Raw genomic sequence first — 17,892 nt, forward strand, 5'->3', positions numbered from 1 at the left:
TTTTCCCCGTTTCGGGCGCGTTCGACGCCGTGTGCCGAGAAGTCACACGGGAGACGAACGTGGCGACTGGTGCGAGAGTTCAAATAGTGAGACGGGACCACACCGACTCGTGACTGCAACCGAGCGGTCAGTGAACGTCACCGAAGCAGTCTGTGGGCGCCGTAAATCGCCAGCGCACACACAAGCGGCGGGACGAGGGCGTACAGCGGCGGCAGGTCGTAGAGCAGTTCCACGACGGGGACGAGCGCCGAGACGGTCAGCGGACCGAGCGTGAACGGTTGTGGCGGCGTCTGGAGGTCCGTCGGCACCGAGATGACGAGGCCGACGTACACCGAGAGGACGAACAGGAAGCCCGTCAGCGCGAGACTCAGGTCGTATCGGCGGTCAGACCCGGTCCGCCGATGGCGGCGCGCGACGAACAGCACCGGGGCGACGAGCGGTGCGACGATGAAGAGGCCGACGAGGATGTAGAACGGCCGTGAGAGCGTGAGCGCGCCCCCGGGGACGGCGGCAGTCGTCCCGATGAGGACGACGAGTCCGAAGATGACGAACAACGAGACGATACCGGAGGCGAGGGCACCGACGAGGACGTAGAGTTTGAAGAGCAACGATTCGCTGTGCCGGAATGCGTAGGGGAACGCCCCGAAGACACCGCCGTAATCGTCTGCCATTGGGCGGCCCTTGGGAGCGGTTGTGATTAAACCGACCGATGTCGTTTTCACGCCGGCCGACGCCAACTTTCGCATGCAGGTTGACCTCGGAAACGTGCTCGACACGGCCTCGGCACACGGCGTCTCACGAGCGACGCTCGAACGACTCGACACCCGCGTCGCCGCCGCACACGAGCGTATCGAACAGGGACGCGAAGCGAGCGAACACGGGTACGAAGCACTGAACCTCCCGAGTCGGACCGACCCCGACGCGATTCGCGACGCGGTGAGTCGCTTCGATGACCCCGCCGCAGTCGTCACCGTCGGCATCGGCGGGAGCGCCCTCGGCGCGGCCACGCTCACCGACGCCCTCGACAGCGACGTCGACGCCTACTATCTCGACAACGTCGACCCTGAAGCGGTCGAACGCCTCCTCGACTCACTCGACCTGTCGCGGACCGTCGTCAACGTCGTCTCTCGTTCGGGGACGACGGCGGAGACGTTGGCGAACTTCCTCGTCGTTCGCGAGGCGATGGCCGACGCCGGCGTCGACTGGGCCGACCGAACGTTCGTCACGACCGGTGAGGAGGGGAACCTCCGTGACCTGGCCGAGAAACACGACTTGCCACTCCTCCCCGTCCCGGACGGCGTCCCCGGTCGGTTCTCCGTCCTCTCGACGGTCGGACTCGCCGCCGCGGCGCTCTGCGGGCACGACATCGACGCGGTGCTGGCGGGCGCGGCGGCACAGGAGTCCCGCCTCTCTGCCTCGCTTTTCGACTCGCCTGCCTACGCGTACGGTGCCGTCTCCTACGCCCTCGCTGAGCGTGGCATGCTCCAGAACGCGATGATGCCCTACGCCGAGTCGCTAGAGACGTTCTCCGAATGGTTCGCCCAGTTGTGGGCCGAGTCCCTCGGCAAAGACGGCCTCGGACAGACGCCGCTTCGCGCCCTCGGGGCCACGGACCAGCACTCCCAACTCCAGTTGTACCGCGCCGGCCCGCGCGACAAACTCGTGACGCTCGTCCGCTCCACCGACCGAGACGACGTCGCAATCCCCGAAACCGACCTCGACGGACTCGCCTACCTCGGAGGGTCGTCGCTCGGTGAACTCCTCGATGCAGAGTTCGAGGCGACGGAGGCGAGTCTCGTCGCCGCCGACCGGCCGAACGTCCGCATCGAAATCGACCGGGTGGACGAGTACGGCCTCGGCGAACTCCTCTACGCGATGGAGGCGGCCTGCGTCCTCTACGGCGAACTCGCCAACGTCGAGACGTTCGTCCAACCGGCCGTCGAGTGGGGCAAACGCGCCGCCCGCGGCCTGCTTGGTGGCGGTGACTTCGAGGAAGCAGACGCAGTTGCGGACAAAGAACGCCTCGTCGTCGAGTAAGAAGACAGACCGACGGCAGTAGTCAGGCCGCCAGCAGGAGTCAGGCCGTCAGCAGTCGCGGCGTGGCCACCCGTTCTGTCATCGTCGCGTCGTCGTCGGCAGGGAGCGAGACGTCCACAGCCTCGACGACGACGATGACGTCGTAGCTTTGCTCGTCTCTGATGACTGTGCGAATCTCCTCGGCCAACCCAGACGGCGGGATGCCACCGGGTGAATCGACGAGAACAGTCACTTCGGGTTCGTCACTGAACAGGAGCCCCTGCACGGGCGAGACGTCGATGTGGACTTCGACGAGTCGCACGTTGCGGTACTCGTTTTGGGTGAGTACGTCGGCTATCTCGTCGTTCAGGTCCGCTTTGAACCGGGCGTCTGCGACCGAAAGAAGACTCACGACGACGAGGACGATGCCCAACGCGAGGAGCGCGAACGTGATGATGCCGAGTAGTTGGATGGTCCGCTTTCGGGCGAATCCCGTGTCGTCTTCCGAGACGGGGCGATACCCGCTCATCCACAGGAGACTGAGCGCGACGAGGTTCACTGCGAGGATGTTCACGAGCAAGAGCGTCCCCGCCTCGACGATGGCGAGCGGTGCGTTCCACGCGATACCGATGCCGACGGTTGCCGCCGGTGGAACCAACGCGACGGCAATCATCGCACCCACGAGCACCGACGACACGCCACGGGTGAGACTGAAGACGGCGGCGACACCCGCGCCGACGGCGAGAACCAGCGAGAGGATGTTCGGCGTGAGGCGCTCTTGGACCTGTGGCACTTCTATCGGGTTGAATCCCGGCGGCACCAACAGCGTCTCTTTGACGAGGAGCGAGAAGACGAGGCCACTGGCGATGGCGAGCAAGACGCCGAACACCTGGAGTCCGACACCGCGACGGAACAGTTTCGGTTCGTACAGGACGCTCCCGACGGACGCCGATATCGCCGGGCCCATCACCGGCGCGATAATCATCGCCCCGATGATGACTGCCGCCGAGTTCGAGAGCAACCCCGTCGTCGCCACGACGGCACTGACGATGGTCATGACCACGAACGTCGACAGCGGGGGTGCCATATCCTCGGCCCGCGAGACGAGTTCCGCACGCGAGAGCGAGAGTTCCGAGTAGTTCTTTTTGACCACGTCGAATCGCTTCGAGACGACGGTTTCCGCCGAGACGACGATGGTGTAGCCGTCTTCTTCGAGTCCGACGTTTCGAAGTCGCGTCAACACCGGTTCGACGGCGCTCGTCGGGAGGGGAAACGAAACCTGTGCTTCGTACTCGCCTCGTCCAACCTCTTGGCTGACTGCGTAGTCGATTCCCTCTTCGTCTAACTCGTCGAGGACGCTCTCTAGTCTACCAACCGGGATGAGTACGTGAACGAGGCGCATCTGCGCACAGAGATACGCCACGAGAAATGATAACTTAGCAACTCGTTCGTTCGTTTTACTCCAACAGTCACGCGTCAGATACCGTACCGAAGCGTGGACTGTTGACCGTCTCCGAGTCGCCTCGAAACCCCATCGACAGTCGCTACTTCTCGTCGATTTTGAGTTCGGCCAAGAGTCGCGCGGTGACGACGGACCTGACGATAGCTATCAACGTCTCGTCGTCACTCGTGTAGTCCGCGAAGATTCCGAGCGGGATTTCGCCGCCCGCGACGTCGTGGTGGCCGCCGCAACTCCCAACGTCTTCGAAGGCCTTTCTGAGGACGTTGCCAGCGTGTATCCGCGCGTCCGGGGACCGGGCGCTAATCTGAATCCCGTCGTTGATGATGCCGAAGACGATGGCGGTTTCGACGCCCTCCAGGGTGGCGAGATAGTCGGCGGCCTGTGGGAGCGCATCTCGCTCTGTAGTCCGCCCGACGTTCGAGATGAGCACCGACTGTTTCACCACTCGATTGCCGATTGCCGTCGCGATGGCGTCCAGCGTCTCTCCAGTGACGGGCGGTGCCGACAGGCGGCGGAGTAATCCCTCGTCGACGAATTCGTGGAGATAGCCCGCCGCATCGTACTCTTCGCTCGTCGCACCACGGAGGAAGTTGAGCGTCTCGCGGCGAATCGCGAACAAGAGCGCCGTCGCGAGCGCAGCGTCGAATTCGATATCGAGGTCGCGGAGGTACTCTGTGAGAATCGTCGCGGCGGCACCGATGTGTTCGCGGTGGTCGACGAATTCGGCGTCGATATCGTTCGACGGGTGGTGGTCGATGACGATGTCCAGCGACGTTCCGTTGGGGACGCTGTTGTTCGCGCCGGGGGTCGAGTGGTCGACGAACGCGAGGAGCGAAGTAGAGGGGCGGTCCCGAATCACGTCGATGTCGAAGTCCATCAGTTCGATGTCGAGGAGGTTGACGAACGCCCGATTCTGCTGGTGAGAGATATCGCCGTTGTAGAAGATGTGAGGGTCGTCGATGCCGGCGGCGACTGCAATCCGTCCCAGTGCGAGTGCGCTCGCGAGACAGTCCGGGTCGGGGTTGTTGTGACAGACGATGTTGAGTTCTGTCCCCCCTTCGAGAAGTTCGAAGAGTCGCTGGGATGGTCGCATCTATAGTCGTAGGCGCCCAGACGGATTATGTATTTACACTGTCATCCCTGAATGTTTGCGCCGAGAGAGCGACGCGACGAGCAAGTTTCAGGCGGGGACGGCAAGTTGCGGGGCGGGCGCGTCGTCACCCACAGCACCTGCGACGGCGACAGCGACCCGAATCCGTTATCCGGCCTGATTCCGAAGGGGAGGGCAATGGCTCAGGACTCCGTCCAGTCGTCTGCGAGTCCCGGCGAGCATCTCCAGGCGTACGGCGGAATCATCATCGTCGTCGCGCTCGCCCTCATCGTCGGTGCGTTGTTCGGTTCTATCGCGAGTGGCATCGCGACGGGGTTCGTTCCCTCGTCGGACCCCCTCGTCGACGCCATCGCCAGCGCCGGCCAGTTCGTCGGGTTCGGCGTCGTCGGACTCGGCTACATCGCCTCGCGAGGCGACTGGGATATCATTCGACTCGAACGCCCCACGAGACGTGACCTGGTGTGGATTGCCGCCGGCCTCGGTGCGCTTCTCGGCGTCTATCTCGTGGCGACGGCGTTGATGAACGTCCTCGATATCCAGAGCGGTGAGAGCGTGTTGGCTCAGCAGGGCCGCGAGAACCCGGTGTACTTCCTCTATCTCACCGTCGTCACTATCTTCCTCGTCGGTCCGACCGAAGAACTCGTCTTCCGCGGTATCGCCTACGGCGAACTCCGTCGCCTGTGGGGTCCTGCCCCGGCAGTCGTCCTCTCGAGTGCGGTGTTCGCCTCGATTCACCTCTGGTCGTTCTCGGGAGAGGGGATGTTCATCTCGCTCGGGATGGTGTTCCTCCTCGGGAGCGTCCTCGCGGTTATCTACGAGAAGAGCGGCAACCTGCTCGTCGCCGCCGTTGCTCACGGCCTGTTCAACGCGGTCCAGTTCCTCGCCAGTTACGCGCAGGCGACCGGACTAATCTGAACCCCGCTGCGGCCCGGATTACGCCGGGTTCTTCCGCGAGAGGTCCATCCCACAGATGGGACAGCGGTCTTTGTTCTCGTCGAACTCGCGGCCACAGCCCTGACACTGGAACTTCCAGTCGCGCTGTTCGGAGATGCCGTCCTGGGCGATGACTTCGACGTCGACGTTGAGTCGCTCGGCGACGTTCTGCATCGCGTAGTCGTCGGTGACGAGTATCGCGTCGAGTTCGAACGCCGCGGCGATGAGGCGAGCGTCAGTCTCCGAGAGCGTGTCTTTGTCGCCCGTCTCACCGGCGGCGCGAAGCACCTTGTCGACGGTTCCCTGTCCGGGGATGTGGACGTACATCCCGGCACCTTCGTGGGCGTCGAATCGGAAGGCGTGTTCGCCCGTGAGTTCTTCTTTGACGAGCGGAATCGACGCCGTCTCGTCGTCAGTGTGGTACTCGTGGATGAACGCAGAAGAGTCGAGAATCCGCATGAGGAATTTATCGTTGGACGACGATGTAATCTTTGACTGCCTGCACGCGATTGACCGGGATTCGGAACCGTCCGTTGTCGTCCCTGTCGAACGCGACGCGACCAGCGGCAATCTCTTCGTTGGGCTGGACGAGCAAGTCGTGAAGCGTGCCCGTCTTCAGGTCCATCGTGATGTTGTACAGCATCCCGAGTTCCGTCCCGTCCGACCCCATGACGGCCTTTCCGGAGAGGTTCTCGGCGAGTATGTCGGCCATGAACAACCGTTCCTCGTGGGTTACCATAAACGCCACGGGCCTGTCTGACGGACGGCCGACGGATTTGCGTCGAGCGACGTCGCCAGGGTCGGAGCGCGACCGCCCTCGCGGAAATGCTCAGCGAACCATAATTATCAACCCAGAGAATCACTTCCCCTGAGGCGAACCAAAAATACCGCAGCCTCCAAGCTGTCTGCCGATTTACTCAAAACGAGGGTATAAGTTGCACACTTCCATTCAGGAAGTATGAACGATCAGCCAACTCGCCGTTCGTTTTTACGGGCGGGGGTCGCAGGCGGACTCTCGGCGAGTGTCGTGGCTGCAGGGACTGGGACAGTGTCCGGAGCAGAGCAAACGACAGTGTCAGGGAAACTCGTCGCCGAGAGCGGGGCTACCGTCTCGTTCGACGAGATCAACGCAGCAGGTGCAGATTTCTACTCAACGCGAACGAACGGCGATGGCGAGTTCGAAATCCAGGTCAGGACGAACAGCCAGTACGAACTCTGTTTCTACAAGGCAGATTCGAGGAGTGACCTCGAACCGACGAAAGACGGCATGCCACACGTCTACATGTTCGAAGACGCCCATGTCGGCACCGAACCCGTCGACATCGGTGAAATCGTCTTACCGACCGCCCACCTCGTCGACGTTCGCGTGGTGAAGCCGAACGGCGACCCATTGATCGGTAGCGTGGCACAGATTCGCGACGACGGATTCGGAACGAATCCGGGACGGGTCTACATCGACGACGACGGCTACGCAGTCATCGAAGGCAGCGACGTCAGTGGATTCGAAGCCGTCGAGCGCGTGACCGTCGAAGTCGAACCACCGCGTCGTGGCGACTACACGGACGCGACCTATAGCTACCCACTCTCCGTTTCTGGACCGATGACGGTGACTGCCACAGTGAGCGAAAACGGCGTCTCGTGGGACGTCTCAGAGGGTGCGTCGGAGTCCGGCGACGAGACGCAGACCGAGACGCAGACCGAGACGCAGACCGACGAACCGACGACAACGACACCCGAACCGACCACGGCAACCCCCGAAACGACCACGGAGGAACCGGCGGGGACAGACCAGACGACCACGCCGCAGAACGCCTCGACACCCACGACGCCGACTCGTGGGTTCCTCTCGAACGATGCGTCCGCCGAGGAACTCGACGCACTGAGTGACCCGTTCGTGCTGACCGTCGGTGGCTTTCTCTTGTCGGTGCTCGGTATCGCGCACAACCTCGTGAGGGGGTACTGACCGTGGCCCGTGGTCAACCAGCGCTCTGGAGTTCGGTTCTCGGCCTCCCGTTCGTCGGTGCGGGCGGGTGGTTCTACTTCAGACAAGAGACCTATCCACCGGACGTCGGCATCCCGTTCGTCCTGTTCGGTGCGTTCATCGTCGCCGTCGGGGCGTACGTCCACGTCGTCTCGCCGAGTAAACCGCGACTCTCCGACGGCGAAGAGGTTCTCGAGACGCGACACCCAACCCAGCGCGTCGCCCGGGTGAAGGTGGCGACTGGAGTCCCACTTCTCGCACTGACGGTGTACCTCCTGTACTTCACCTACTATCCGTACGTCTACCCGACGGCCACACTCGTCGTGGGACTCTACCTGTTCTCGGTAGGCATCCACACTTACTGGACGAACTCGCTGACGACGTACTACGTGACGACGAACCGCATCATCAAGGAGTACCGATTCATCTCGCTCGTTCGTCAGGAGATTCCGCGCTCGAAGGTCCGCGGTGTCCAAGAGCGCAAGTCCATCACCGAGAGTCTCGTCGGTCTGGGGAACGTCATCGTCGCCAGCGGTGGCGGTCACTCGCTCGAGATTCGGATGCGAAATATGGAGCGTTCGGGGTCGTTCGCGGACAGCATTCGCAGTCTCGTCTCGGTGTAACCGGGCCACCGACGCGGTCGCACTCGGGGTGCTCCACCGCCGCCGTCGCCTCAAGTCGTGACGATGGACTTAACTTGAGTCACCGACTCGAAAGCCGTAAGGAACTTTCTCCGGGGCGATTCTCCATGTCCGACACTGATTCGACGTCACAATCCGATACGCTTCGCACACCTATCGTGGCCGTTCTGGGCCACGTAGACCACGGGAAGACAAGTCTCCTCGACAAGATTCGCGGGTCTGCCGTCAGCGAGGGTGAGGCCGGTGCCATCACCCAGCACATCGGCGCGACTGCAGTCCCCTTAGAGACTGTCTCGCAGATGGCCGGCAGCCTCGTCAAGCCAGAGGACTTCGACCTGCCGGGCCTGCTCTTCATCGACACGCCCGGTCACCACTCGTTCAGCACGCTCCGCTCGCGCGGTGGTGCGCTGGCCGACATCGCCATACTCGTGGTCGACGTAAACGACGGCTTCCAGCCACAGACCGAGGAGGCCATCGACATCCTCAAACGAACCGGGACGCCGTTCATCGTCGCCGCCAACAAGGTGGACACGACGCCCGGATGGAATCCACAGAAGGGTGAACCTATCCAGAAATCTCTCGACGCGCAGTCCAAGCGCGCGAAATCCAAACTCGACGAGAGTCTCTACGAACTCATCGGCCAACTCTCCGACAAGGGCTTTTCCTCTGATTTCTACTGGCGTGTCCAGAACTTCCAGAAGAACATCGGTGTCGTCCCCGTCTCCGCGAAGACCGGTGAGGGTATTCCGGACTTGCTGGGCGTCCTCATGGGCCTCTCGCAGCGCTACATGAAAGACGAGATGGCCATCGACGTGGCCGGACCGGGGTACGGAACCGTCCTCGAAGTCAAAGAGGAACGAGGCTTCGGTGCCACGCTCGACGTGGTGCTCTACGACGGGACGATTCACGCGGGCGACACCATCGTCGTCGGCGGCGCGAACAAACCCATCGTGACCGAAGTCCGCGCGCTCCTCCAACCGCGCCCGAACGCCGAGATTCGAACCGAAAAGCGGTTCGACAAAGTGGACGAGGTGCGCGCCGCCGCAGGTGTGAAAATCGCCGCACCGGACCTCGAAGACGCGATGGCTGGCGCACCCGTGCGCGTCGTCGGTGACCGTAACGTCGAGGAAGTCATCCACGAAGTCGAAGCCGAACTCGCAGATATCGAGGTGACGACTGAAGAGGAAGGTGTCGTCGTCAAAGCCGACACGCTCGGGAGTCTCGAAGCGATGGCGAACGCACTGCAGGAGGCCGAAGTCCCAATCCTCCGCGCCGAAGTCGGTGATATCGCCCCGCGAGACGTTGCCGTCGCGTCGACGGCCCGCGAACCGGAACACAAGGTCATCCTCGGGTTCAACGTCGACGTGCTCTCGAACGCGGAAGACGAACTCGACAAGAACGACGTCAAACTGTTCGAAGACGACGTCATCTACCAACTCGTCGATGAGTACGAGGAGTACGTCGACGAGATGAAGCGCGCCCAGCAGGAGACGATTCTCGACAAAATCGTCCGCCCGTGCCGCTTCCAGATTCTCCAGGACCACACGTTCCGGCAGTCGAACCCCGCCGTCGTCGGCGTCGAAATCATGTCCGGGACCATCAAGAACAACATGAACGTCGTGAAGTGGGAGGACAACGAGCCGAAGCGCGTCGGCCAACTCTCGGGGATTCAGGAGAACGGTGAGGACGTGTCGAGCGCCCGCGCCGGGTCACGCGTCAGCGTCGCCATCGACGGCCCCACTGTCGGCCGCCAAATCGAAGAGGGCGACGAACTCTGGATTGAACTCCCGGAGAAACACGCCAAGATTCTCGAACAGGAACTCCGCGACGACATCCCAGTCGACGAACTGGAGGCGCTCTCTGGCTATCTCGACAAGCATCGTCGCCGGGACCCGTTCTGGGGCAAGTAGGCGACACAGTCGGTTCCGTCGTCACCACCGACGAATACCTGTCAAACCGCAGGACAACGGCGTAACGAATTAGTAGTAGAAACGAGTCATTCACGAGTAGGTGGTATAATGCGCACACGAACATTCAGCGACAGCATCGTCTCGGAAGCGACCCGATACGACCTCATCCTGGCCACGCTTCCGCTCCCGTTGTTCCTCGGCCTGTTGGTCGGCACGCTCACCGACCTGCCAGTCTCACCGCTCGTCGGTGCGAGTGGACTGGTCTCCGTCGCAGTGCTCGCGTACGGCCTCTTCGTCGCGGCACCGCGGTCACCGACCGAGTCGGACATCGGCACCGCACTCGACGCGCTCGAACCCCCGTTGGATGCGGTGGATGCGTCGCTCGACGCCGTCGACGGTGCACGTCGTGACGACACCAGCGGGAACCGCCGCCGTCGGGGCGTCTAACACCCGATGCTGTGCGTTACGGCCGATTCTACACTGGCTTACGGCCGGTTCCACTCCCAGAACCAGTAGGCCACCCCGAACAGCATCAACCCGGCACCGAGGGCGGACGTCGCCGGTTCGGGGAAGACGAACAGCAGGAATCCGACGATAATCAACGTCGTCGGACCAATCTCGTCGGCGTAACTGGAGAGAGATACCATACGCTGACTACTCTGTGAAGATACAAGTGCGTTGTTGCGATTCTCGTGGGACGAACAGAAGGACGCGAACGCTCTCGAAGAGTCGTGACCGTTCGAGAAGGCGACCCGACGACGGAGTTACCGGGCGGCGGGTGTGATGTCGTCGCCGACGGCGCTCATCACCTGAAACGCCGCACTGGCGGCGAGTCCGCGAGCGACTTCGTCACGGTCCTCGTCGGTGAGGCCAGCGTCGAGTTCGTCGGCGTCGGGCGAGAATCCCGCGCTGACGGGGTGGCCCACCGGCGGGTGGACGGCGACAGTCGCCAGTGGCCCGTTCGGTCCGGTCGAGAGTTCAGACCCGACGGCGAATCCCTCGGGGAGATACGATTCTGTTTGAGAAACGATGCCGGCGACAACTCGGCGGAGCGAGTCCATCTGGTCACCCGTCAGTTCGTGCCCCTGCGACGGTTGACCGGCACCAGTTACGCCGGGAGCGCCCGCATATGGGTTGTTCCCGTTCATCAGTCGTCTGGGATACGGGGAGGACGTGTAAAAACCCGTCGTCAACCACGATTGTCTCCTGAACGTATTCGAGTTCGAAAACTGAGAGCTACGAACCGGTTGTGGGAACGCACAGGGTCACAGCGGTCCCTTGCGGCACCAGCGACTCGATATCGAGCGACCCGTCGGACGCTTCGACGATGGCGCGGACCAACCAGAGTCCGACACCGCTCGTATGTGTGAGCGGGCTTTCGGAACCGAGATTCAACGCGTTACGTTCGATGTCGGGAATCCCCGGGCCGTCGTCAGTAACGACTACGCAGGCCACATCTCCCTGTCGGCGTGCCGTCACATCGATGTTCGGTGCCGCTCGGTCTGAGTGAACGACTGCGTTGTCGAGGAGTTCGGTGATACTACGTGGTAACGCGGGGTGGCCCACCACGGACAGAGACGAAGGCACGGAAACCGAGAGGGACGCCGAGGGGTGTTCCAGTCGAGCGTCTTGGACGGCGTCGGTGACAGCACGGGAGATGTCGAATTCGACGGTAGTCCCCTCGGCCTGTTCGACAGAGCGCAAGAGGGAGACTTCGTCACTCACTTCGACGAGGCGGTTCGCTCGCTTTTGAATGGCCTCCACAGGGTCGGTGGCGACGCGAACGTCCCGCCGTGGTTCGACGAGTTCAGCGTAGCCCAGTATCGACGTACAGGCGTTTCTGATGTCGTGTCTGAGGACCCGATGGAGGATGGTCGCGTGCGCGTTCGTGGATTCGAGTCGCGACGACGTGCGGGAGAGTTCGGCGTGACTCGCAGTGACGAGGACGTAGACGAGGCCTGCAGAGACGACGACGAACGCCCATCCCGTCGCAGTATGAAAGATGAGGTGGTTCGGGAGTCGTTCGACGACTGCATCGCTTCCGGTGACCCACAGAAATCCGAAGACGGCGTAAATTACCGCGATACGCCGCGCGGACAAGTCGAACGGGGTCACCACTCTCATACAGAGCCATTACGACACCGGATGATGAGTACGTCGGTCGGACAGATATGTAGGTGGTACGTATACGACGCGGGGAATCCGTCTCGGCCCGATGGCGTGACGACGACGTGAGCGACGTTCTCCGGTTCGTTCTCAGAAGAGTGATTCGCTCTGTCCGTAGGCGGCGACGGTGACGACAGTCGTGTAGCCGTCGCCTTCGTGTTCCGCCGCCGTCAGTGCGACCTGTTCGTCGTCGAACTCCCAGTCGCGGAGGTCACGGCCAGCGTCGAGACCAGAGCGAATCGACTCGCGGACGGACGCTTCGTCGCCACCAGACGCTTCGTAGAACAGGCCCGGGCCGGGACCGGTGGCCCATCCGAGACCAGCGACGACGCGTTCACCCGGCGTCGACGTCGTCTCCCGTGCCTGCACGACAGTCAGTCGATTGCCGGCGGGGCCGAGGTCAGGTGCGACGTCGACTTCCTCGACTGTCGCGTCCGCGGGGACGACAGACGAGACGGTGACGAGGTTGTAGTTGTGGATATTGGCGGCGGCGAGGGCGGCGTCGTACGACGCCATCTCCGTCGGGGCCGTACCGACCCCGCGGACGACGCGAATCGTGCTCATGAGTGAACGAGAGCGTCTGCTCAAAAGGCGGTTACGAATGCCGTCGGCGGAACCGACAGCGACCGAGACGCGGGTTCAGTACTGGTAGTCGGTGAATCCGGAGATGGGGCCAGTCCCCGACTCTTCGACGTTTTCGAGTTTCTCGAACGCCGCTTCGAAGTCTTCGTGGGAGACTTTGGTCCGTTCGTCGCGGATGGCGAACATCCCCGCTTCCGTCGTGAGCGAGGCGATGTCGGCACCCGAGTAGTCGTCGAGTTTCTCTGCGAGAACGTCGAGGTCAACGTCGTCGGCGACGTTCATGTCGCGCGTGTGGATGTCGAGGATGCGGCGGCGACCCTCGACACCGGGCTTGGGCACCTCGATGAGACGGTCGAATCGGCCGGGGCGGAGAATCGCTTCGTCGAGCATGTCGAAGCGGTTGGTGGCCGCGATGATGCGAATCTCGCCTCGGTCGTCGAACCCGTCCATCTCCGAGAGCAGTTGCATCATCGTGCGCTGGACTTCGGCGTCACCGGACGTCTTCGAGTCCGTCCGTTTGGACGCGACGGCGTCGATTTCGTCGATGAAGATGACCACCGGTTCGCGTTCGGCGGCGAGTTTGAACAGGTCGCGGACGAGACGCGCGCCTTCGCCGATGAACTTCTGGACGAGTTCGGACCCGGCCATCTTGATGAACGAGGCGTTCGTCTCGTTGGCGACGGCCTTCGCGAGCATCGTCTTCCCGGTGCCCGGCGGGCCGTAGAGGAGGACGCCGGACGGCGGGTCGATGCCGACGCGTTCGAACATCTCGGGATTCTCCAGCGGTTGTTCGACTGCCTCGCGAACCTCGCGAACCTGTTCGTCGATGCCGCCGATGTCGTCGTAGGTGACGGTCGGAGACTCCACGACTTCCATCGCTTGCGCGCGGGCGTCCGTCTCGTCGTCCAGTAACGTCTGGACCGCGAACGAGTCGTTGATGGCGACTCGGTCACCCGGTTCGATATCGTCGTAGTTCAGGTTGGGGGCGAAGTCGGTCAGTACCTCCTGATTGTTCCCGTGTTGTTTGATGATGACGCCGTCGTCGGTCAGTTCTTCGACGGTGGCGATGTAGTACGAGGCAGTCTTCAGCGCCTCGTTGCGTGCTTTCATCTGCTCGACGTCTTCGACCAGTTCTGCGTGTCGCTCGTCAGCAGATTCGAGTCGTTCGTCGAGTTCCCTGTTCACCTCGACCATTCGCTCCACGTGTTGGCGGAGTGCAGAGAGACGCTCTGCATCCGACATTTCGGGGTCCAGGTCGAGATGAGGGCGTTCGGGGAGAGATGGACTCCGTGACATCAGTTATTGGACGCAATTAGGTGCGCGCGTAAATGTGCCTTTGGGTCAGCGAACACGCCCTCGTTATACGAAATTCGAGTCAGCGAACACACCCAACCATACGAAACGGCGGTGGGTGCGCTGTGGTCGGACCACCAGACCGAAGGGTGACGCGGCGCTCGCGGTTCGAAACGACGCACATCGCTCTGCGTCCGAAAGAAAGGGTCGGAAGGAAGTTGCGGAGGTATGTAGCACGGGGTCGCCCCTCGTTCGTCCCGTATCGTTCGCCTCCGCAGACGTACAGTAGGGCCGCCAGCGACTTGAAACGAATTCGTCCTCTGTAAGAACGTCTACAAGCCGGACAGGACGGTATTTACCCAGTATTCGCCGGTCTGTCTCTCCGTCCCTACTCGGTTCGTTCGCCCTGATAACTGCCGTCGTAGGTGTCCTCGTGTGCGGCGTCCGTGAGGACGATTTGGGCGACGCGAGCGCCGCGTTCGAGTTCGATTGGGTGGTGCACCTGCAGGAGTCCCTCCCCTTTGCCTTCGTAGCCAGCGTCCCAGACGGCCGTGTTGAGCATACAGGAGTTCCGCATCAGCGACGACCGAGGATAGATGAATCCGACGTGGTCTTCGGGGATGTGGACCGTCTCGGCGTACTGGAGGACGTAGCCACCGGGTTCGAGGTGGTACGTCTCGGTGTCGGCGTCGTCGACGTCGAGTGCTCGGCGCTCGCCGATGGTCTTTCCATCACGTCCGAGGCGTCCGGGTTCGACCTGTTCGAGAATCGCGTCGAGCGTCAGGTCCACGCCGTTTGGCTGGACCTGTTCGTCGGTGACGGGCGAGATGTGCTGTGCGACGAATGAACCGGAACGGTACATATCTGCACAGAGTCGAGCGGGTGCAAAATGGTGCCGGATGGCGGTCGGTACGGAGAGCGCCGACTGTCGGCCGTCGTGACAGTCGTGTGGGTGCGACTCTCATGGAAGAACCAACAAGGAGTTTAATGGACCTTAGTCGATAGAAACCCGCAGACGGCCCAATTCTTCACGTTCGAAGATAGGGAAGTGCGCGGGATTTATATTTGAGGACCCTCCACTCTCGGGTGTTATGGGACAGACGCTCACGGAAAAGATTCTCTCGGACCACCTCGTCGAGGGTGACCTCACCCCCGGAGAGGAGATTGGAATCGAAATCGACCAAGTGCTGATGCAGGACACCACGGGCACGATGGTGTGGCTTCAGTTCGAAGCACTGGACCTCGACGAGGCCCAGACCGAACTCGCCGCGCAGTACTGTGACCACCAGACCTACCAGTTCGACTTCAAGAACACGGACGACCACCGCTTCCTCCGCTCTGCGGCCGGTACATATGGCGCTCACTTCTCTCGCCCGGGCAACGGTATCTGCCACAACGTGCACAAGGAGAACTTCGCCGCGCCCGGCAAGACGCTCCTCGGTTCTGACTCGCACACGCCGACCCCCGGTGGCCTCGGGCAACTCGCCATCGGTGCGGGTGGCCTCGACATCGCCGTCGCCATGGGCGGTGGCGCGTACTACGTCGAGATGCCCGAAGTCGTCAACGTCCGCCTCGAAGGCGAACTCCCCGAGTGGGTCTCCGCGAAGGACGTCATCCTCGAGATGCTCCGCCGCGAGACCGTCAAGGGTGGCGTCGGCAAGGTGTTCGAATACACCGGCCCCGGTGCAGAGTCGCTCAGCGTCCCCGAGCGTACGACCATCACCAACATGGGTACGGAACTCGGCGCGACGTCGTCCATCTTCGAGACGGACGAGAAGACGAAAGACTACCTCGAACGCCAGGGCCGCGGCGACGAGTACGTCGAACTGACGGCCGACGACGACGCCGAATACGCCGACGAAATCGTCATCGACCTCGGTGACCTCGAACCGCTCATCGCCTGCCCGTCGATGCCGGACAAGGTCGTTCCCGTCCGCGAAGTCGCCGGCAACAAGGTCGAACAGGTCCTCGTCGGTTCCTGTACGAACGGTGGCTACGAGGACATCCTCCCGGCCGCGAAGATGTTCAAGGGCCGCGAAGTCGCGAAGCACCTCGAGATGATCGTCGCACCCGGTTCGAAGCAGGCCGGCGAGATTCTCGCCCGGCAGGGCTGGACCGCCGAGATGATGGCCGCCGGTGTCAACGTCTCCGAGGCGACGTGTGGACCGTGTATCGGTATCGGCCACGTGCCCGCCTCCGACTCCATCTCGGTGCGTACCTTCAACCGCAACTTCGAGGGTCGCTCCGGTATCGAAGACGACAACGTCTACCTCTGTTCGCCGCAGGTCGCTGCCGCCGCAGCGCTCAAGGGCGAAATCATCGACCCGCGTGACCTCGCCGACGAACTCGGTGACCTCGATTCCCCCGGCGTCGAACTCCCCGAGAAGTACGACGGGTCGAAGACGGACCTCATCTACGCGGACGAAGCCATCGACGACGAACTCATCAAGGGCCCGAACATCGGCGAAGTTCCCCTGCAGGACCCCCTCGGCGCCGAAGTCGGCGGCGAAGCGCTCCTGAAGATGGAGGACAACATCACGACGGACCACATCATCCCGGCGACGTCCGACATCCTCAAGTTCCGCTCGAACATCGAGCGCCTCTCGGACTTCACGCTCTCGCGTGTCGACGAGACGTTCGCCCAGCGCGCCAAGGATGCCGGTAACGGCGTCCTCGTCGCTGGCGAGAACTACGGACAGGGTTCCTCCCGTGAACACGCCGCGATGTGCCCGATGTACCTCGGCATCGAAGCTGTGTTCGCACAGTCGTTCGCTCGCATCCACAAGGCGAACCTGTTCAACTTCGGTATCGTCCCCCTCGCCATCGACGAGGAGACGTACGAGAAGCTCGAACAGGGCGACGACATCGAAATCGTCGACGACGTGGCCACCGCAGTCGAATCCGGTCAAGAAGAGTTCACCATCCGCGTGAACGACGACTGGGAAGCGACGGCGGACCTCCACGCGTCCGAACGCGAGCGCAACATCCTCTCGGCCGGTGGCAAGCTCCCCCTCACGAAGCAGCAGGCTAAAGGCGGCTCTGCCCCCGCGGACGACTAACGCGCACACCACACTTCTCACATTTTTCACCCGCCGAGCGGCGGCACCGTGAGCGTCTTCGTCCGAAACCGCACCGGTCACGTCTGTCCACATCACCAGTCACGTCTGTCCACCACACCGGTCGACGCTCCCCACGATACCAGTCGACGCTCCCTACCGCACCCGTCGCGTTTTTGCGCCCCCATCACTTACCGCCGAACGTGACGGTGTCCGACGACGTGTGCGCCGAAGACGTGGTCGTCCGGCGAGCGACACGTGCCGACCTGCTCGACGTGCTCAGAATCGAGCGGACGTGCTTTTCAGAGCCGTGGCCGTACGCCGCGTTCGAACTCTTCGTCGACGAACCGGCGTTTCTCGTCGCGACCCGCGGAACCGACGTGCTCGGCTACGTCGTCGGCGACGTGATGCCGAACCACGGCAACGACATCGGCCACGTCAAGGACCTCGCAGTCCGGCCAGACGCCCGCGGGATGGGCCTCGGCAAACGACTCCTGCTTCGGGCGCTGACGGCGATGACAATCGCCGGTGCCGCCGTCGTCAAACTCGAAGTTCGCGTCTCGAACGACCCCGCACGACAGCTCTACGAGAGCGTCGGATTCGAGCCTGCACGCCGAATCCCGCGCTACTACGGTGACGGCGAAGACGCCTTCATCATGGTACTCGACCTCGGCGACTGGCAGACGGCGTAACGCAACGAGTGAGGCGACACAACCAGCCGAGCGGCCGGTGTCGAGAATC

General features: G+C 62.6%; 19 protein-coding genes. 8 read left to right on the top strand and 11 right to left on the bottom strand.

Features of this window, described 5'->3' with window-relative positions:
- Positions 1 to 137 precede the first annotated feature (137 nt).
- Complete coding sequence (locus ACK3R5_RS13405) at positions 138 to 671, bottom strand: hypothetical protein (RefSeq protein WP_411967315.1); 534 nt, start codon at positions 669 to 671, stop codon at positions 138 to 140.
- Between the two features lie 73 nt (positions 672 to 744).
- On the opposite strand from ACK3R5_RS13405, the gene ACK3R5_RS13410 reads away from it, so the two are divergent.
- On the top strand, positions 745 to 2,037 hold the full coding sequence (locus ACK3R5_RS13410) for a glucose-6-phosphate isomerase (RefSeq protein WP_411967316.1): 1,293 nt from the start codon (positions 745 to 747) through the stop codon (positions 2,035 to 2,037).
- Between the two features lie 40 nt (positions 2,038 to 2,077).
- Here ACK3R5_RS13410 and ACK3R5_RS13415 read toward each other — a convergent pair whose 3' ends face one another.
- Together ACK3R5_RS13415 and ACK3R5_RS13420 are read right to left on the bottom strand one after the other, a co-directional pair.
- Positions 2,078 to 3,418, bottom strand: a complete 1,341-nt coding sequence (locus ACK3R5_RS13415) for a TIGR00341 family protein (RefSeq protein WP_411967317.1) — start codon at positions 3,416 to 3,418, stop codon at positions 2,078 to 2,080.
- A 142-nt stretch (positions 3,419 to 3,560) separates the two neighbouring features.
- Complete coding sequence (locus ACK3R5_RS13420) at positions 3,561 to 4,571, bottom strand: DHH family phosphoesterase (protein WP_411967318.1); 1,011 nt, start codon at positions 4,569 to 4,571, stop codon at positions 3,561 to 3,563.
- A gap of 195 nt (positions 4,572 to 4,766) precedes the next feature.
- Between ACK3R5_RS13420 and ACK3R5_RS13425 the strand changes: the two genes are divergently transcribed.
- Positions 4,767 to 5,504: a lysostaphin resistance A-like protein gene (locus tag ACK3R5_RS13425; RefSeq protein ID WP_411964584.1), complete on the top strand. Its 738-nt coding sequence runs from the start codon at positions 4,767 to 4,769 to the stop codon at positions 5,502 to 5,504.
- 18 nt (positions 5,505 to 5,522) lie between these two features.
- Here ACK3R5_RS13425 and ACK3R5_RS13430 read toward each other — a convergent pair whose 3' ends face one another.
- A complete protein-coding gene (locus tag ACK3R5_RS13430; RefSeq protein WP_411964585.1) occupies positions 5,523 to 5,981 on the bottom strand; it encodes an NOB1 family endonuclease in 459 nt (152 codons plus the stop codon).
- A gap of 7 nt (positions 5,982 to 5,988) precedes the next feature.
- On the bottom strand, positions 5,989 to 6,234 hold the full coding sequence (locus ACK3R5_RS13435) for a PRC-barrel domain-containing protein (RefSeq protein ID WP_411964586.1): 246 nt from the start codon (positions 6,232 to 6,234) through the stop codon (positions 5,989 to 5,991).
- 360 nt (positions 6,235 to 6,594) lie between these two features.
- Between ACK3R5_RS13435 and ACK3R5_RS13440 the strand changes: the two genes are divergently transcribed.
- The 4 genes from ACK3R5_RS13440 (at position 6,595) to ACK3R5_RS13455 (ending at position 10,501) form a co-directional block, all read left to right on the top strand.
- Positions 6,595 to 7,485: a hypothetical protein gene (locus ACK3R5_RS13440; protein ID WP_411967319.1), complete on the top strand. Its 891-nt coding sequence runs from the start codon at positions 6,595 to 6,597 to the stop codon at positions 7,483 to 7,485.
- A 2-nt stretch (positions 7,486 to 7,487) separates the two neighbouring features.
- Positions 7,488 to 8,126, top strand: coding sequence for a PH domain-containing protein (locus ACK3R5_RS13445; RefSeq protein WP_411967320.1), 639 nt, complete (start codon positions 7,488 to 7,490; stop codon positions 8,124 to 8,126).
- A 125-nt stretch (positions 8,127 to 8,251) separates the two neighbouring features.
- Positions 8,252 to 10,054, top strand: a complete 1,803-nt coding sequence (gene infB / locus ACK3R5_RS13450) for a translation initiation factor IF-2 (RefSeq protein WP_411967321.1) — start codon at positions 8,252 to 8,254, stop codon at positions 10,052 to 10,054.
- Between the two features lie 108 nt (positions 10,055 to 10,162).
- Complete coding sequence (locus tag ACK3R5_RS13455; protein WP_411967322.1) at positions 10,163 to 10,501, top strand: hypothetical protein; 339 nt, start codon at positions 10,163 to 10,165, stop codon at positions 10,499 to 10,501.
- A gap of 38 nt (positions 10,502 to 10,539) precedes the next feature.
- Here the strand turns inward: ACK3R5_RS13455 and ACK3R5_RS13460 are convergent, their stop codons facing one another.
- The 6 genes from ACK3R5_RS13460 to ACK3R5_RS13485 all read right to left on the bottom strand — a co-directional run bounded on the left by ACK3R5_RS13460 (position 10,540) and on the right by ACK3R5_RS13485 (position 14,957).
- Positions 10,540 to 10,701, bottom strand: a complete 162-nt coding sequence (locus ACK3R5_RS13460; protein WP_411967323.1) for a hypothetical protein — start codon at positions 10,699 to 10,701, stop codon at positions 10,540 to 10,542.
- A 117-nt stretch (positions 10,702 to 10,818) separates the two neighbouring features.
- On the bottom strand, positions 10,819 to 11,202 hold the full coding sequence (locus tag ACK3R5_RS13465; RefSeq protein ID WP_411964592.1) for a DUF5811 family protein: 384 nt from the start codon (positions 11,200 to 11,202) through the stop codon (positions 10,819 to 10,821).
- Positions 11,203 to 11,290: 88 nt separating this feature from the next.
- Entirely contained in the window at positions 11,291 to 12,139 is an 849-nt protein-coding gene (locus tag ACK3R5_RS13470) for a sensor histidine kinase (RefSeq protein WP_411965832.1), read from the bottom strand.
- A gap of 171 nt (positions 12,140 to 12,310) precedes the next feature.
- On the bottom strand, positions 12,311 to 12,784 hold the full coding sequence (locus ACK3R5_RS13475) for a pyruvoyl-dependent arginine decarboxylase (RefSeq protein WP_411967324.1): 474 nt from the start codon (positions 12,782 to 12,784) through the stop codon (positions 12,311 to 12,313).
- 75 nt (positions 12,785 to 12,859) lie between these two features.
- Entirely contained in the window at positions 12,860 to 14,098 is a 1,239-nt protein-coding gene (pan2, locus tag ACK3R5_RS13480; protein ID WP_411967326.1) for a proteasome-activating nucleotidase Pan2, read from the bottom strand.
- Positions 14,099 to 14,483: 385 nt separating this feature from the next.
- The gene (locus ACK3R5_RS13485; protein WP_411964595.1) at positions 14,484 to 14,957 is read right to left on the bottom strand and encodes a deoxyuridine 5'-triphosphate nucleotidohydrolase; all 474 of its coding nucleotides are present in this window, start codon (positions 14,955 to 14,957) and stop codon (positions 14,484 to 14,486) included.
- Between the two features lie 229 nt (positions 14,958 to 15,186).
- Here ACK3R5_RS13485 and ACK3R5_RS13490 point away from each other — a divergent pair, with 229 nt between their 5' ends.
- Together ACK3R5_RS13490 and rimI are read left to right on the top strand one after the other, a co-directional pair.
- Positions 15,187 to 17,154: an aconitate hydratase gene (locus tag ACK3R5_RS13490; RefSeq protein ID WP_411964596.1), complete on the top strand. Its 1,968-nt coding sequence runs from the start codon at positions 15,187 to 15,189 to the stop codon at positions 17,152 to 17,154.
- A 200-nt stretch (positions 17,155 to 17,354) separates the two neighbouring features.
- Complete coding sequence (gene rimI, locus ACK3R5_RS13495) at positions 17,355 to 17,843, top strand: ribosomal protein S18-alanine N-acetyltransferase (RefSeq protein WP_411964597.1); 489 nt, start codon at positions 17,355 to 17,357, stop codon at positions 17,841 to 17,843.
- Positions 17,844 to 17,892 lie beyond the last annotated feature (49 nt).

This window comes from Haloferax sp. YSSS75, from assembly GCF_046764215.1.
GTDB lineage: Archaea > Halobacteriota > Halobacteria > Halobacteriales > Haloferacaceae > Haloferax.

Bases quoted from the DNA above. Each gene is read 5' to 3' on its own strand.
- ACK3R5_RS13485 (WP_411964595.1), bottom strand. From the start codon at position 14,957: ATGTACCGTTCCGGTTCATTCGTCGCACAGCACATCTCGCCCGTCACC.
- ACK3R5_RS13465 (WP_411964592.1), bottom strand. From the start codon at position 11,202: ATGAACGGGAACAACCCATATGCGGGCGCTCCCGGCGTAACTGGTGCC.
- ACK3R5_RS13420 (WP_411967318.1), bottom strand. From the start codon at position 4,571: ATGCGACCATCCCAGCGACTCTTCGAACTTCTCGAAGGGGGGACAGAA.
- ACK3R5_RS13405 (WP_411967315.1), bottom strand. From the start codon at position 671: ATGGCAGACGATTACGGCGGTGTCTTCGGGGCGTTCCCCTACGCATTC.
- ACK3R5_RS13425 (WP_411964584.1), top strand. From the start codon at position 4,767: ATGGCTCAGGACTCCGTCCAGTCGTCTGCGAGTCCCGGCGAGCATCTC.
- ACK3R5_RS13410 (WP_411967316.1), top strand. From the start codon at position 745: ATGCAGGTTGACCTCGGAAACGTGCTCGACACGGCCTCGGCACACGGC.
- infB (WP_411967321.1), top strand. From the start codon at position 8,252: ATGTCCGACACTGATTCGACGTCACAATCCGATACGCTTCGCACACCT.
- ACK3R5_RS13435 (WP_411964586.1), bottom strand. From the start codon at position 6,234: ATGGCCGACATACTCGCCGAGAACCTCTCCGGAAAGGCCGTCATGGGG.
- ACK3R5_RS13430 (WP_411964585.1), bottom strand. From the start codon at position 5,981: ATGCGGATTCTCGACTCTTCTGCGTTCATCCACGAGTACCACACTGAC.
- ACK3R5_RS13490 (WP_411964596.1), top strand. From the start codon at position 15,187: ATGGGACAGACGCTCACGGAAAAGATTCTCTCGGACCACCTCGTCGAG.
- pan2 (WP_411967326.1), bottom strand. From the start codon at position 14,098: ATGTCACGGAGTCCATCTCTCCCCGAACGCCCTCATCTCGACCTGGAC.
- ACK3R5_RS13455 (WP_411967322.1), top strand. From the start codon at position 10,163: ATGCGCACACGAACATTCAGCGACAGCATCGTCTCGGAAGCGACCCGA.
- ACK3R5_RS13460 (WP_411967323.1), bottom strand. From the start codon at position 10,701: ATGGTATCTCTCTCCAGTTACGCCGACGAGATTGGTCCGACGACGTTG.
- ACK3R5_RS13475 (WP_411967324.1), bottom strand. From the start codon at position 12,784: ATGAGCACGATTCGCGTCGTCCGCGGGGTCGGTACGGCCCCGACGGAG.
- ACK3R5_RS13415 (WP_411967317.1), bottom strand. From the start codon at position 3,418: ATGCGCCTCGTTCACGTACTCATCCCGGTTGGTAGACTAGAGAGCGTC.